The organism is Pseudomonas sp. R4-35-07 (assembly GCF_003852235.1).
Lineage (GTDB): Bacteria > Pseudomonadota > Gammaproteobacteria > Pseudomonadales > Pseudomonadaceae > Aquipseudomonas.
The window spans coordinates 2,473,436-2,487,129 of sequence record NZ_CP027732.1 but is presented as its reverse complement, the minus strand read 5'-3'; the positions used below and the strand labels follow the sequence as shown (position 1 = coordinate 2,487,129).

The 13,694-nt window shown below is 60.5% G+C and carries 11 protein-coding genes; 8 read left to right on the top strand and 3 right to left on the bottom strand.

Annotated features, from left to right (window positions below):
• Positions 1–53: 53 nt before the first annotated feature.
• Positions 54–1,574 (bottom strand): MFS transporter, encoded by a 1,521-nt coding sequence (locus C4J89_RS11475; protein ID WP_124414443.1) that lies wholly within the window; start codon positions 1,572–1,574, stop codon positions 54–56.
• 445 nt (positions 1,575–2,019) lie between these two features.
• Positions 2,020–2,313 carry a DUF1330 domain-containing protein gene (locus tag C4J89_RS11470; RefSeq protein ID WP_124362453.1) on the bottom strand — a complete coding sequence of 98 codons (294 nt, stop codon included), beginning with the start codon at positions 2,311–2,313 and terminating at the stop codon, positions 2,020–2,022.
• 69 nt (positions 2,314–2,382) lie between these two features.
• Here C4J89_RS11470 and ribBA point away from each other — a divergent pair, with 69 nt between their 5' ends.
• The 5 genes from ribBA (at position 2,383) to C4J89_RS11445 (ending at position 7,596) form a co-directional block, all read left to right on the top strand.
• Entirely contained in the window at positions 2,383–3,489 is a 1,107-nt protein-coding gene (gene ribBA, locus C4J89_RS11465; RefSeq protein WP_124362452.1) for a bifunctional 3,4-dihydroxy-2-butanone-4-phosphate synthase/GTP cyclohydrolase II, read from the top strand.
• 179 nt (positions 3,490–3,668) lie between these two features.
• Positions 3,669–4,694: an ABC transporter substrate-binding protein gene (locus tag C4J89_RS11460; RefSeq protein WP_124362451.1), complete on the top strand. Its 1,026-nt coding sequence runs from the start codon at positions 3,669–3,671 to the stop codon at positions 4,692–4,694.
• A complete protein-coding gene (locus C4J89_RS11455) occupies positions 4,691–5,608 on the top strand; it encodes an ABC transporter permease (RefSeq protein ID WP_164484582.1) in 918 nt (305 codons plus the stop codon). Before C4J89_RS11460 ends, C4J89_RS11455 begins: the two co-directional genes overlap by 4 nt.
• Positions 5,609–5,614: 6 nt before the next feature.
• On the top strand, positions 5,615–6,424 hold the full coding sequence (locus C4J89_RS11450) for an ABC transporter permease (RefSeq protein ID WP_124362449.1): 810 nt from the start codon (positions 5,615–5,617) through the stop codon (positions 6,422–6,424).
• A 17-nt stretch (positions 6,425–6,441) separates the two neighbouring features.
• A complete protein-coding gene (locus C4J89_RS11445) occupies positions 6,442–7,596 on the top strand; it encodes an ABC transporter ATP-binding protein (RefSeq protein ID WP_124362448.1) in 1,155 nt (384 codons plus the stop codon).
• A 195-nt stretch (positions 7,597–7,791) separates the two neighbouring features.
• Here the strand turns inward: C4J89_RS11445 and C4J89_RS11440 are convergent, their stop codons facing one another.
• Positions 7,792–9,198, bottom strand: a complete 1,407-nt coding sequence (locus tag C4J89_RS11440) for a cytosine permease (RefSeq protein WP_124414442.1) — start codon at positions 9,196–9,198, stop codon at positions 7,792–7,794.
• A gap of 317 nt (positions 9,199–9,515) precedes the next feature.
• Between C4J89_RS11440 and C4J89_RS11435 the strand changes: the two genes are divergently transcribed.
• The 3 genes from C4J89_RS11435 to C4J89_RS11425 all read left to right on the top strand — a co-directional run bounded on the left by C4J89_RS11435 (position 9,516) and on the right by C4J89_RS11425 (position 13,691).
• A complete protein-coding gene (locus C4J89_RS11435) occupies positions 9,516–10,001 on the top strand; it encodes a flavin reductase family protein (protein ID WP_124362446.1) in 486 nt (161 codons plus the stop codon).
• 56 nt (positions 10,002–10,057) lie between these two features.
• Positions 10,058–11,101 (top strand): LLM class flavin-dependent oxidoreductase, encoded by a 1,044-nt coding sequence (locus tag C4J89_RS11430; RefSeq protein WP_124414441.1) that lies wholly within the window; start codon positions 10,058–10,060, stop codon positions 11,099–11,101.
• Between the two features lie 181 nt (positions 11,102–11,282).
• Complete coding sequence (locus C4J89_RS11425; RefSeq protein ID WP_124414440.1) at positions 11,283–13,691, top strand: glucose/quinate/shikimate family membrane-bound PQQ-dependent dehydrogenase; 2,409 nt, start codon at positions 11,283–11,285, stop codon at positions 13,689–13,691.
• The last annotated feature ends 3 nt before the right edge of the window (positions 13,692–13,694 follow it).

Genomic DNA, 13,694 nt, shown 5'->3' with positions numbered 1-13,694 from the left:
CGCGTTGCTCTCGATAACAGTACCAAGAAAATGATCACTGCTCCTTCCTTACACTATACCGGAGCCGCTTTGGGGCTTTTCAATGTGCACCTGGCAATGAGGATCGCCAGCACCGCCAAACTGAAAGTTGCCCAGGCCATCAAACTGATACCGCCTTCAAATGCTCGTGTGGCGTTATACATCACCTCATTGGCTTGATCTCCTGACAATGTTGCCGATACCGCGTGGGCACCTGCCAATGTTTCGCTGGCCAAGTGCATTTGCAGCGGTGTCAGGAAGTCCGGCAACTGTAATGTGCCGCGGTAGTTTGCGGTGACGATGCCGCCGAGTACGGTGGTACCGAGCACGACACCCACTTCATAGGCAGTCTCGCTGATGGCTGAAGCCGCTCCAGCTTTGGTGGAGGGGACGGCCGACAGCACCACGTCGTTGGATACCGTGGCGATGGCGCCGACTCCAATGTTCAGCAAGGCAAATGCCACCACTAGTACCATCAGGCTGCTACCAAGGCCGGCAACCAGCAAAAAGGCTGCAGCAATAAGACCCAGCAAAATTGGAATCAAAACAATGACCGATACTCGCTGGGCGACCGGGACTATCAGCAGCCCCACGACGATAGCCATAACCTGGCCCGGTATCAGCGCCAGGCTGGCGTTGAGGGGAGACATCCGCAGGACGATTTGCAGGAACTGAGTGAAAAAAAACATAAAACCGATCAGAAACGCCAGACTCATCAGGTTGATGGCCACCGACCCGCTGAACATTTTGTTGCGAAACAGGCTCAGGTCCATCAACGGCGTTGGCAGGCGCAGTTGCCGCCGCACGAATAGCCAGCCGATGACGAGAGCAACACTGAAGGCCACCAGTGCCAACACATCCGGACCAGCACTTGCGATGTGCTTGATGCTATACACCAGCGCACCGAGGGCCACCATCGATTGCACAGTACTTATGGTATCCATCGGCCCCGACCCATCTGGCTCAGACTCGGGTAACAGCAACGGTCCGAGGACCAATAATGGCACCAGCACCGGCACCGCCAGCAGAAAAATCGATCCCCAGCTGAAGAACTCCAGTAGCACACCGCCTATCAAAGGCCCGAGTGCAGAACCGACCGTCAAGGTTGTTGCCCAAATAGCCACGGCAAGCCGCCGCTCTTCCCGGTCTTCAAAAAGTGAACGGATCAAGGCTAATGTTGAAGGCATCAACATGGCCCCGAAGATCCCCATGCAGGCGCGCCCGGCGATCAGTTGCGCGGCATTACCGGAGTAAGCCGTCATGACGGAGACTACGCAAAATCCCAATGAGCCGATCAGCAGCAGTTTTCGATGACCTTTGCGATCACCCAGGCTACCCATGGAAATGAGCAGCCCGGCCAAGACCAATGAATAGGCATCGATTATCCATAGCTGCTGGCTGGCGCTGGGATGCAAGGCTTCGGCTATTTTCGGCAGGGCAAAACCCAGGACAGTGTTATCCACGGTCACGAGCAGGACCGGTAGCATCAATATCGCTAAAGCTATCCACCGGCTGGAGCGTGGTTGCTGCGTTACATCTTCCGCCGTCAATGACATCATCGGCTCCTTATAAAACAATCGTAAAACCGTCCCCCTGTAGGAGCATGCTGAGCTTTTTATAATTTGTAAGGCTGCGAGACCATGAAGTATTTGTTTCACATTGTATTGCTGTTACAAACCCACATAGATTCAAAACAAATTCTGAATTTTCTGTAAGAACTTACCCACCTTAATTCTCCTCGCGCATAAAAAGCGGCTGAGCGAACTCAAGTCGTCCTGATACGGATCGCTGAATACCGATACTTGCTATTGATTCTGGTTGTGATGGCGGCCACTGCTTAAGACCGCGAGCAAAAAAATGCAGAGCGCGCCGCAGGCAGCCGAGCAAGAAATGCGAGCAATGACAAAAAGGCGACTTTTGAAAGGTCGCCTTTTCATTTCGAATTTGAATGCAGGTTACTGTGGATGGGCCTCCTGCATCTGATTGGCATACACTTGGCACCTAGGGCGCCAGCCCTTCCACAATAATGATCTGCGCCTCTCCCGCCCCCGCTCTATGCGCCTTTGCCTCCTGATATTCCACAGACTCATAGCACGCCACCGCCTGCTCATAGCTCTCAAACTCAATCACCACATTGCGCTGCCGTGCCGGCCCGCCTTCCAGCGCCTCACTGCGCCCGCCCCTGGCCAGAAATCGCCCGCCGAACTTCGCGAAAGCAGCCGGGGCGCGCTGGGTGTACTGGGTGTATTGCTCTGCATCTGACACATCCACATGGGCAATCCAATAGGCCTTCATCGAGACATCCTCTTGCTTAGAATTTGTGGTATACCATAATACATACAACCAACAAACAGAGCACTCCCCATGCCCTTCAACAGCATCGCAGACATCCTCGAAGACTACGGCCAGGGCAAGATGGTGCTTCTGGTGGACGACGAAGACCGGGAAAACGAAGGCGACCTGCTGTTGCCTGCAGCGTGCTGCACCGCCGAGACTATCAGCTTCATGGCCCGTGAAGCGCGGGGCCTGATCTGCCTGACCCTCACCGATGAACATTGCCAACGCCTGGGCCTGGAGCAGATGGTGCCCAGCAATGGCAGCGTGTTCAGCACTGCGTTTACCGTGTCCATCGAAGCCGCCACCGGCGTGACCACCGGCATCTCCGCCGCCGATCGCGCACGCACCGTGGCGGCGGCTGTGGACATCAACGCGGGCCCCGCCGACATTGTGCAGCCGGGGCATATTTTCCCGCTGCGCGCCAGGGATGGCGGCGTGCTGACCCGCGCCGGCCACACCGAAGCCGGTTGCGATCTGGCGCGCCTGGCGGGGCACATACCGGCCTCGGTGATTGTCGAAGTGATGAACGACGACGGCACCATGGCCCGCCGACCTGATCTGGAAGCCTTTGCCCGCAAGCACCGGATCAAGATCGGCACCATCGCCGACCTGATCCACTACCGCCTCAGCACCGAACGCACCGTGGTACGCATCGGCGAACGCGACCTGCCCACAGTGCACGGCACCTTCCGCCTGATCACTTTTGAAGACCGCATCGACGGCGGCGTGCATATGGCCATGGTCATGGGCCAACTGCGCCGCGATGAACCGGCACTGGTCCGTGTGCACGTGATCGACCCGCTGCGCGACCTGGTCGGCGCCGACTACAGTGGGCCGTCCAACTGGACCTTGTGGGCCGCCCTGCAACGCGTGGCGGCAGAAGGCAGCGGCGTGGTGGTGGTGCTGGCCAACCATGAGTCGTCCCAGGCACTGTTGGAACGCGTACCGCAGTTGACCCAGGCGCCGCGTCAGTTCAGCCGCTCCCAGTCACGGATTTACTCGGAAGTGGGTACTGGCGCTCAGATATTGCAGGACCTGGGCGTGGGCAAACTGCGCCACCTCGGACCACCGCTGAAATACGCAGGCTTGACCGGTTACGACCTGGAAGTCGTGGAAAGCATCCCCTTCACCTGAGGCTGGAAACCCAGCGTCGGCGGATAGCCGGTATGGCAAAGTGCTTGCGCAAAGCTTGGAATACCATAATATGATATTCCATAGGCCGGACAACCTGAATCAGGCCACCCGGACCGATTGCTCCCGACAGGCGGGCACTCCAAAGCCCCGCTCATAAACACAACAATGAGGGCGTAAAAATGGTGTTGAACACAGGTGCAACCGCGGTGCTGTTCGCGGGTTTGTTGAGCGTGGCCAGCCAGGCGGCGTTGGCGGCGGAAAGTGTCAACTTCGTCAGTTGGGGCGGCAGCACCCAGGATGCGCAGAAGCAGGCATGGGCCGATCCTTTCAGCAAGGCCAGCGGCATCACCGTCGTTCAGGACGGCCCCACCGACTACGGCAAACTCAAGGCCATGGTCGAAAGCGGCAACGTACAGTGGGACGTGGTGGATGTCGAAGCCGACTTCGCCCTGCGCGCCGCCGCCGAAGGCCTGCTCGAGCCCCTCGACTTCTCGGTGATCGAGCGCGACAAGATCGACCCGCGTTTCGTCTCCGACCATGGCGTCGGCTCGTTCTTCTTCTCCTTCGTGCTCGGCTACAACGAAGGCAAGCTCGGCACCGGCAAACCGCAGGACTGGAGCGCCTTGTTCGACACCAAGACCTACCCCGGCAAACGCGCCCTCTACAAATGGCCAAGCCCAGGTGTGCTTGAACTGGCGCTGCTGGCCGACGGCGTACCCGCCGCCACGCTCTACCCCCTGGACCTGGACCGCGCCTTCAAGAAACTCGACACCATCAAGAAAGACATCGTCTGGTGGGGCGGCGGTGCGCAGTCGCAACAGTTGCTGGCCTCCGGCGAAGTCAGCATGGGCCAGTTCTGGAACGGCCGCATTCACGCCTTGCAGGAAGATGGCGCACCAGTGGGCGTGAGCTGGAAACAGAATCTGGTGATGGCCGACATTCTTGTGGTGCCTAAAGGCTCGAAAAACAAAGCGGCCGCGATGAAGTTTCTGGTCAGTGCCAGCAGCGCCAAGGGCCAGGCGGATTTCTCCAACCTGACCGCCTACGCTCCGGTAAATATCGACAGCGTGCAGCGCCTGGATTCGGTCCTGGCGCCCAACCTACCGACGGCGTACGCCAAGGATCAGATCACCCTCGATTTCGCCTACTGGGCCAAGAACGGTCCGGCCATTGCGACACGGTGGAATGAATGGCTAGTCAAATGAAAATGACGGCAACCACGCCGACCGGGAGCGCCCTCGGCGCTGCCGACGCGGTTTCCCACAAGGCCGGGGCGCTATCCCTGGCGCAACGCTGGCGGGGGTCGAGCACCTTGATCCCGGCCCTGCTGTTCCTCGGCCTGTTCTTCCTGGCACCGCTGATCGGCCTGTTACTGCGCGGCGTGCTGGAGCCGGTACCGGGCCTTGGCAACTATGAACAGCTGTTCGCCAACTCGGCCTATGCGCGGGTGTTGCTCAATACCTTTTCAGTGGCCGGCCTGGTGACCCTGTTCAGCCTGCTGCTGGGCTTTCCGCTCGCCTGGGCGATTACCCTCGTGCCGCGCGGCTGGGGCCGCTGGATCCTGAGTATCGTGCTGCTGTCGATGTGGACCAGCCTACTCGCCCGCACCTATTCCTGGCTGGTATTGCTGCAGGCCTCGGGGGTGATCAACAAGGCGTTGATGGCCATGGGCATCATCGATCAACCGCTGGAGATGGTGCATAACCTCACCGGCGTGGTGATCGGCATGAGCTACATCATGATTCCGTTCATCGTGTTGCCGCTGCAGGCGACCATGCAGGCCATCGACCCGATGATCCTGCAGGCCGGCTCCATCTGTGGCGCCAGCCCGTGGACCAACTTCTTCCGGGTGTTCCTGCCGCTGTGCCGGCCGGGGTTGTTTTCCGGCGGGTTGATGGTTTTTGTGATGTCCCTCGGTTACTACGTCACCCCGGCTCTGCTCGGCGGTGCACAGAACATGATGCTGCCCGAGTTCATCATTCAACAGGTGCAATCGTTCCTCAATTGGGGTCTGGCCAGTGCCGGGGCGGCGTTGCTGATTTTCATCACGTTGGTGCTGTTCTACTTCTACCTGAAGCTCCAGCCGGAATCCCCGGTTGGCGCCAGCAACGCGAGGTAAGCCGTCATGCTCCTGACCCCCAACGCCATGAGTCGCAGGATGCGCCTGGGCCTCTACACCACCACCGGTTTGATTGGCCTGTTCCTGCTGTTGCCGATCGTGTTTATCGTGTTGCTGTCGTTCGGCTCGTCGCAATGGCTGGTGTTCCCGCCACCGGGCTGGACACTGAAATGGTACGGCCAGTTCTTCTCCAACCCCGACTGGATGAGCGCGGCGATGGCCAGCCTCAAGGTGGCGGTGCTGACCACGCTGTTCGCCGTCGCGCTGGGGCTGCCGACCGCCTTTGCCCTGGTGCGCGGACGCTTCCCCGGCCGCGAGTTGCTCTACGGCCTGTTCACCCTGCCGATGATCGTGCCGCTGGTGATCATCGCCGTGGCGGTGTACGCGCTGTTCCTCAAGCTCGGCTATACCGGCACGATGTTCGCTTTCGTGGTCAGCCATGTGATTGTCGCGCTGCCGTTCACCATCATCTCGATCATCAACTCGCTGAAGCTGTTCGACCAGTCAATTGAAGACGCGGCGGTGATCTGCGGCGCCTCGCGCGTGCAGGCGGTGTTCAAGGTGACCTTCCCGGCGATTCGCCCAGGGATGGTCGCCGGTGCGCTGTTCGCCTTTCTCGTCTCGTGGGACGAAGTGGTGCTCAGCGTGATGATGGCCAGCCCAACCCTGCAAACCCTTCCCGTCAAAATGTGGACCACCCTGCGCCAGGACCTGACGCCTGTGATCTCCGTCGCCTCGACGTTGCTGATCGGCCTGTCGGTACTGGTCATGGTGATCGCCGCCGCCCTTCGTCGGCGCACTGAAACCAACGCCTAAGCGCCCAGGAGCAGAACATGAGTGCAGTGATCCAAGATGTCGCGCAGAATTCCGGCCAACCCCTGGTCAGCCTGCGTAACCTGAACAAGTACTACGGCGACTTTGCCGCCGTGGACAACATTTCCCTGGACATCCAGGACGGCGAGTTCCTCACCTTCCTCGGCTCCAGCGGCTCGGGCAAGAGCACCACCCTGTCGATGCTCGCCGGCTTTGAAACGCCGAGCAGCGGCGAGATCCTGGTGAGCGGGCAATCCCTGGTCAACGTGCCGCCGCACAAGCGTGACATCGGCATGGTGTTTCAACGCTACTCGTTGTTTCCGCACTTGTCGGTGCGCGACAACATCGCCTTCCCCCTGGCCATCCGCAAACTGGCCAGCGCCGAACGCGAGAAACGCGTGGACGCCATGCTCAAGCTGGTACAGCTGGAACCGTTCGCCCATCGCCGCCCTTCGCAACTCTCCGGTGGCCAGCAACAGCGAGTGGCCATCGCCCGTGCGCTGGTGTACGAGCCGCGCATCCTGCTGATGGACGAACCCCTCGGTGCCCTCGACAAGAAGCTGCGTGAAGACCTGCAGGACGAACTGCGCCAGCTGCACCGACGCCTGGGCATCACCATCGTCTACGTGACCCACGACCAGGAAGAAGCCATGCGTCTGTCACAGCGCATCGCGATTTTCAGCCACGGCAAAATCGTCGGCCTGGGCAGTGGTTTCGACCTGTACCAGAACCCGCCGAACGCGTTCGTCGCCTCGTTCCTGGGCAATTCCAACTTCCTCAAGCTCAAGGCCCAGGGCAATGCGGCAGCGTCGTTCGAAGGCCAGTCGCTGTCGATCCGCCTGACCAGCGGCCTTCAAACCGAGCAGGATGTATTGCTGATGGTGCGCCCGGAAAAGGCCCTGGCGCTGAGCGTCGAACAGGCCATCGAGCAACCGTTGGCCGCAGGCTGGAATGAGGTCTCGGCGATTGTCGGGGAGGTGCTGTTTCTGGGCGAGAGCCAGACCTGCGCAGTGAAGACCCTCGGCGGTACTTCGATGACGGTCAAGGCGCTCTCGGCGGCGGGCATGCCGCTCAAGGCCGGCGATCCGGTGCGGGTGCGTTGGGCCACGGCGGATGCGTGTGTGTATACGGAGTGGGCCGAGAGTGATTTGAATAAGGCGGCCGGAGCGCACTGAGCCTGCCTTGTAAGACTTCATGTGGCAGCGGCTGGCTCCCGATAGCGAAATATCCGTCAGTTAGTTTGTAGCTGGCAGTTCCGCCATCGGAGCGTCGTATCAAGTCTGTACCAAATGATCCAGACTACCTCGCCAGGAAAAACCGACTACAAAAAAATACCCGGCAAGCGCCGGGTATCTGATTTGACGTGATGATCAGTCCGAATAACCCAGCTTCACCGCTCGGACCTTCTGCGTGTGCTTGCGTGTCGCCAGGCAGTAATACAACGGACACGTCACCGCCAACCCGACCAGCCACGACAGATCCGCGCCGTCCACCAGGTTGGCCCAGGGCCCCACATACAACGACGTATTGGCAAACGGTAGTTGCACGAGGATGCCGATGAAATACGCCACGATCGCGTGCAGGTTAAACCGCCCATACACCCCGCCATCCGCCTGAAAGATCGAGGCAATGTCGTACACCCCGCGCTTGATCACGTAGAAATCGATCAGGTTGATCGAGGCCCACGGCACCAGCACCAGCAACAGCGCGAGGATCAGCCCGATAAATTGCGCGATGAAGTCCGCCGACGCGCCCAGCGCCACCACGCAGCAACCGGCGAGAATAATACCCGAGAGCACCACGCGCACCTTGATGCCGGGGGTCCAGTGGCTGGCGAAGGTCTGGATCGAGGTGATGATCGAAAGCACTGCGCCGTACAGGTTCAGTGCGTTGTGGCTGATGATATTGAGCAGGAACAGCACCATCAGGATCGGCCCCAGCGCGCCCGTGGCTTGTTTGACCGCGACCATCGCTTCGGTGCCTTCCGGTGTCGCCAGCGCTGCCACCAGGCCGAAGGCGAACGACAGGATGGTGCCCAGCGTTGCGCCCAGATAGGTGGCAATAAACGGTCGGGTGATGCCGATGTCCGCCGGCAGGTAACGCGAATAGTCGCTGGTGTAGGGCGAGAAGCTGATCTGCCAGATGATCCCGAGCGACACCGTGGCCAGCCATCCGGCGGCGTTGAAACCGCCGCGGGTGAGGAAGTCGGCCGGCAGGTCGTGAGCAAAAATGTAGACAAAACCGGCGAGCAACGCGCTGCCCATCACCCAGGTGCCGATGCGGTTCAAGGTATGGATAAAGCGGTAGCCGATCACGCCGATGGCCGTGGCGCTGAGAGCGCCGATCAGGATGCTCGCTGGCACCGGGACCGAGGGCACGATGCCGACGATGGATTTGCCGGCCAGCACGATGTTGGAAATGAAAAAGCCGATGTAGATCAGCGCTGCGAAAAACACGATCAGCAGCGCGCCATAGCGCCCGAACTGGCCGCGGCTCTGCACCATCTGCGGGATGCCCATGCGCGGGCCCTGGGCCGAGGCAAGGGCGATCACTACACCGCCCAACAGATGCCCGAGGGCAATCGCCAGCAACCCCCACAGCAGGTTGAGATGGAACACCTGGGTCACCATCGCACCGGTGACGACGGGCAGCGGCGCGATATTGGTACTGAACCACAAGGTGAACAGGTCGCGGGCCTTCCCGTGGCGCTCTGCGAGGGGGACGTAATCGACCGTGTGATGCTCGATCAGGGGGTCTTGCCGGGACATCTGAGGCATAGGAATAACTCGCGTTTGTCTGATCTTATAGTTGTTTGACGCCAACCGAGGGGAGCTCTACAGCCGCCTCAGATGAACACCATATTATGGTATTCCAACTTTTTAACAAGATTGATTCGCTTTTTTCGCCCGCCTCTGATCTGGTAATCCCGGCTCTGGAAAGACCGCTACCAGAGGATAAACCCCGGTAATAGAGGGCTTTGGTGGGTCAGAGACACGTTTATCGCCTGTCCAAAAAAGCCCTTGCAACTACTGTATTACGGTATACCATCAGACCTATAAATTTAAAAAACCGCTTCATAGCAGAGGACCATCTCATGATCGATGCCGCCATCTACAAACAAGTGATGGGTTCGTTTCCGTCCGGGGTCACCGTGATTACTACGCTGGACGACGACGGGCAAATCGTCGGCCTCACCGCCAGTGCTTTCAGCTCGCTGTCCATGGACCCGGCCCTGGTGCTCTTCTGCCCCAACTACAGCTCTGACTCCTACCCCGTACTGATCAAGAACAAGCGCTTCGCCATCCATGTGTTGTCCGGCGGGCAGCAAAGCGAAGCCTATGCCTTTGCGCGCAAAGGCAAGGACAAGGCCCAGGGCATCGAGTGGACCTTGAGTGCTTTGGGCAATCCGATCCTGGCCAACGCCACGGCGGTCATTGAATGCCAGTTGTGGCGTGAATACGAAGGCGGCGACCACGCAATCATGGTTGGCTCGGTCAAGAACCTGATCGTTCCCACACAGCCGAATGGGCCCCTGGTGTATTGCCACGGCAAGATGGGTACCCTGCCGGTGCCTGCCTGATACCCCGCTGAACCCGTTTTTTTGCGGAAAATAACAATAGATCCGAGGTATGCGTCATGAAATTTTCGCTGTTCATACACATGGAACGCTGGGATGAAAGCGTCAGCCACCGTCAGTTGTTCGAAGACTTGACCGAACTGACCCTGATGGCCGAAGCCGGTGGCTTCAGCACCGTGTGGATTGGCGAACACCACGCCATGGAATACACCATCTCGCCAAGTCCAATGCCGCTGCTGGCATACCTCGCGGCCAGGACCACCACTATTCGCCTGGGCGCTGGCACCATCATCGCGCCGTTCTGGCACCCGCTGCGGGTGGCAGGGGAATGCGCGTTGCTCGACGTGATCAGCAATGGACGCATGGAAGTGGGCCTGGCCCGTGGTGCTTACCAAGTGGAATTCGACCGCATGGCCGGCGGCATGCCCGCCTCGAGCGGCGGCCAGGCCCTGCGCGAAATGGTGCCGGTAGTGCGCGCCCTCTGGAAAGGCGACTACGCCCATGACGGCGACATCTGGAAATTCCCCACCTCCACCAGCGTGCCCAAGCCGATCCAGCAGCCCACCCCACCGATGTGGATCGCCGCCCGCGACCCCGACTCCCACAATTTTGCAGTGGCCAACGGCTGCAACGTCATGGTCACGCCGCTGATGAAGGGCGACGAAGAAGTCCTGGACCTTAAAAACAAATTCCAGGTCGCCCTGGACAACAACCCTGGCGTGCCCCGCCCGCAATTGATGGTGCTGCGTCACACCCACGTGCACGCCGCTGATGACCCGCAAGGCTGGGAAGTCGGGGCCAAGGCGATCTCGAAGTTCTATCGCACCTTCGATGCCTGGTTCGGCAACAAGAACGTGCCGGTCAATGGTTTCCTGGAGCCAAGCCCGGAAGAGAAGTTCGCCGCACGCCCAGAGTTCGAACTGGAGAGCCTGCACAAAACCGCAATGATCGGCACCGCAGCAGAGATCATCCCGCGCATTCGGTACTACCAGGAACTGGGCGTGGATGAGTTCAGTTTTTGGTGCGACAACAGCCTGCCCCATGCCGAGAAAAAGAAGTCCCTGGCACTGTTTATCGAGCAGGTGATGCCCGCGTTTCGTTGACCGGCTGCAGGCGCCCGCTCATCAACCACATCATGGGAGCGGGCTTGCCCGCTCCACATTCTTTTGGCCTCAGGCCATCATCGCAGCATCGGTAACAGTCTATTGCGCCGCATAATGTACTAACCAGTTACTTATCTTGCTAAAATCGCGCTTTGCCCTCTCTCACTCGAGTCTTTTCGACATGAAACGAGCATCGCGCGCCGCTGGCGTCTCACGTTTTCTTCTGCTGGGCCTGGGCGTAATCATCGCCCTGCTCGGCCTTGCGCTCGCCGTCGGCGGCGCCAAACTGGTCAGTCTGGGAGGTTCCTGGTACTTCCTGGTCGGTGGCGTGGTCATGGCCATTGCCGGGCTGTTGATTGCCCGGCGCAAGCCGGCGGGCGCGTGGTGGTTCGCCGCGTTTCTGGTCGGCACGGCCGTCTGGGCCGTGGCCGATGTAGGCTTGGTGTACTGGCCGCTGTTCTCGCGACTGTTCATGTTCGCGGTGATCGGCATCGTGGTTGCGCTGGTCTATCCATTGCTGGTCGGCAAACCGGCGCGGGGCGCGTATGGCGTTGCTGCCGTGCTGGCGCTGGGCGCGGCGGTGGCGGCGGGCAATATGTTCGTCGCTCACCCAAGCGTAGCGCCGACCGGTGCCGGCCCTGGCATCACCCCGGTGGCTGCGGCCGATGCCCAGAAAGACTGGGCACACTACGGCAACACCGAAGGCGGCAGCCGCTTCGCTGCGCTGGACCAGATCAATCGCGACAACATCGACAAGCTCAAAGTCGCCTGGACCTACCGCACCGGTGACGTGGCCATCAGCGACGGCAACGGCGCCGAAGACCAGCTGACGCCCCTGCAGATCGGCAACAAAGTGTTCATCTGCACCCCGCACAACAACCTCATCGCGCTGGACGCCGACACCGGCAAGGAGCTGTGGAAGAACGAGATCAATGCCCAATCGGCGGTGTGGCAGCGATGCCGTGGCATGGCCTACTTCGACGCGACTGCGCCGATTGCCCAGCCGACCCAACCGAACAGTTCGCCGGTGATCGCCGCCAGCGTGCCCGCCGGTGCGCAATGCCAGCGGCGCCTGCTGACCAACACCATCGATGCACGCCTGATCGCCGTGGATGCCGACACCGGCAAATTCTGCGAAGACTTCGGCACCCACGGCCAGGTGGATTTGAAGGCGGGCTTGGGTAATGTCCCGGACAGCTACTACCAACTGTCCTCGGCGCCGCTGATTGCTGGTACCACGGTGGTGGTGGGCGGACGCGTGGCCGATAACGTGCAAACCGATATGCCGGGCGGCGTGATCCGTGGGTTCGATGTGATCAGCGGTCAGATGCGCTGGGCGTTCGACCCCGGCAACCCGCAAGACAAGCAGGCGCCGGCCGACGGCAGCACCTACGTGCGCAGCACCCCGAACAGCTGGGCGCCGATGTCCTACGACCCGCTGATGAACACGGTTTTCCTGCCGATGGGCAGCTCATCCACCGACATCTACGGTGTTGAGCGCACCGAGCTCAATCACAAATACGGCGCTTCGGTACTGGCGCTGGACGCCTCCACCGGCGCAGAGAAATGGGTGTACCAGACGGTTCACAATGATCTGTGGGACTTCGACCTGCCGATGCAACCGAGCCTGATCGATTTCACCCCGCCCGGCAGCGACAAGGCCGTACCTGCGGTGGTAATCGGCACCAAGGCCGGGCAGATCTACGTGCTCGACCGCGCCACCGGCAAGCCGTTGACCGACGTACAGGAAGTGCCGGTGAAAGCCGCGAACATTCCCAACGAGCCGTATTCCCCCACCCAGCCCAAATCAGTGGGCATGCCGCAGATCGGCGCGCAGACCCTGACCGAATCGGACATGTGGGGCGCCACGCCCTATGACCAGCTGCTGTGCCGCATCGACTTCAAAGGCATGCGCTACGACGGCCTGTACACCGCGCCGGGCACCGATAAATCCCTGAGTTTCCCGGGCTCCCTGGGTGGCATGAACTGGGGCAGCATTTCCACCGACCCGGTGCACGGCTTTATCTTTGTCAACGACATGCGCCTGGGCCTGTGGATCCAGATGGTGCCGTCGCAGAACAAGGCCCTGGCGGCGTCCGGGGGTGAAGCGCTGAACACCGGCATGGGCGCCGTGCCGCTCAAGGGCACGCCGTATGCGGTGAACAAGAACCGCTTCCTGTCGGTGGCCGGCATTCCGTGCCAGGCGCCGCCGTTCGGCACCTTGACCGCCATCGACATGAAGACGCAAAAAATCGCCTGGCAAGTACCGGTGGGCACCGTTGAAGACACCGGCCCCCTGGGTATCCGCATGCACCTGCCGATCAAAGTAGGCCTGCCGACCCTCGGCGGTACGCTGTCGACCCAGGGTGGCCTGATCTTTATCGCCGGCACCCAGGACTTCTACCTGCGCGCTTTCAACAGCGGCAACGGTGATGAAATCTGGAAAGCCCGCCTGCCGGTCGGCAGCCAGGGCGGCCCGATGACCTACGTGTCACCGAAAACCGGCAAGCAATACATCGTTGTCACCGCCGGCGGTGCGCGCCAGTCCACCGACCGTGGCGACTACGTGATCGCCTACGCCTTGCCTTAACCA

Bases quoted from the DNA above. Each gene is read 5' to 3' on its own strand.
- C4J89_RS11450 (WP_124362449.1), top strand. From the start codon at position 5,615: ATGCTCCTGACCCCCAACGCCATGAGTCGCAGGATGCGCCTGGGCCTC.
- ribBA (WP_124362452.1), top strand. From the start codon at position 2,383: ATGCCCTTCAACAGCATCGCAGACATCCTCGAAGACTACGGCCAGGGC.
- C4J89_RS11430 (WP_124414441.1), top strand. From the start codon at position 10,058: ATGAAATTTTCGCTGTTCATACACATGGAACGCTGGGATGAAAGCGTC.
- C4J89_RS11425 (WP_124414440.1), top strand. From the start codon at position 11,283: ATGAAACGAGCATCGCGCGCCGCTGGCGTCTCACGTTTTCTTCTGCTG.
- C4J89_RS11440 (WP_124414442.1), bottom strand. From the start codon at position 9,198: ATGCCTCAGATGTCCCGGCAAGACCCCCTGATCGAGCATCACACGGTC.
- C4J89_RS11475 (WP_124414443.1), bottom strand. From the start codon at position 1,574: ATGTCATTGACGGCGGAAGATGTAACGCAGCAACCACGCTCCAGCCGG.
- C4J89_RS11455 (WP_164484582.1), top strand. From the start codon at position 4,691: ATGAAAATGACGGCAACCACGCCGACCGGGAGCGCCCTCGGCGCTGCC.
- C4J89_RS11460 (WP_124362451.1), top strand. From the start codon at position 3,669: ATGGTGTTGAACACAGGTGCAACCGCGGTGCTGTTCGCGGGTTTGTTG.
- C4J89_RS11445 (WP_124362448.1), top strand. From the start codon at position 6,442: ATGAGTGCAGTGATCCAAGATGTCGCGCAGAATTCCGGCCAACCCCTG.
- C4J89_RS11470 (WP_124362453.1), bottom strand. From the start codon at position 2,313: ATGAAGGCCTATTGGATTGCCCATGTGGATGTGTCAGATGCAGAGCAA.
- C4J89_RS11435 (WP_124362446.1), top strand. From the start codon at position 9,516: ATGATCGATGCCGCCATCTACAAACAAGTGATGGGTTCGTTTCCGTCC.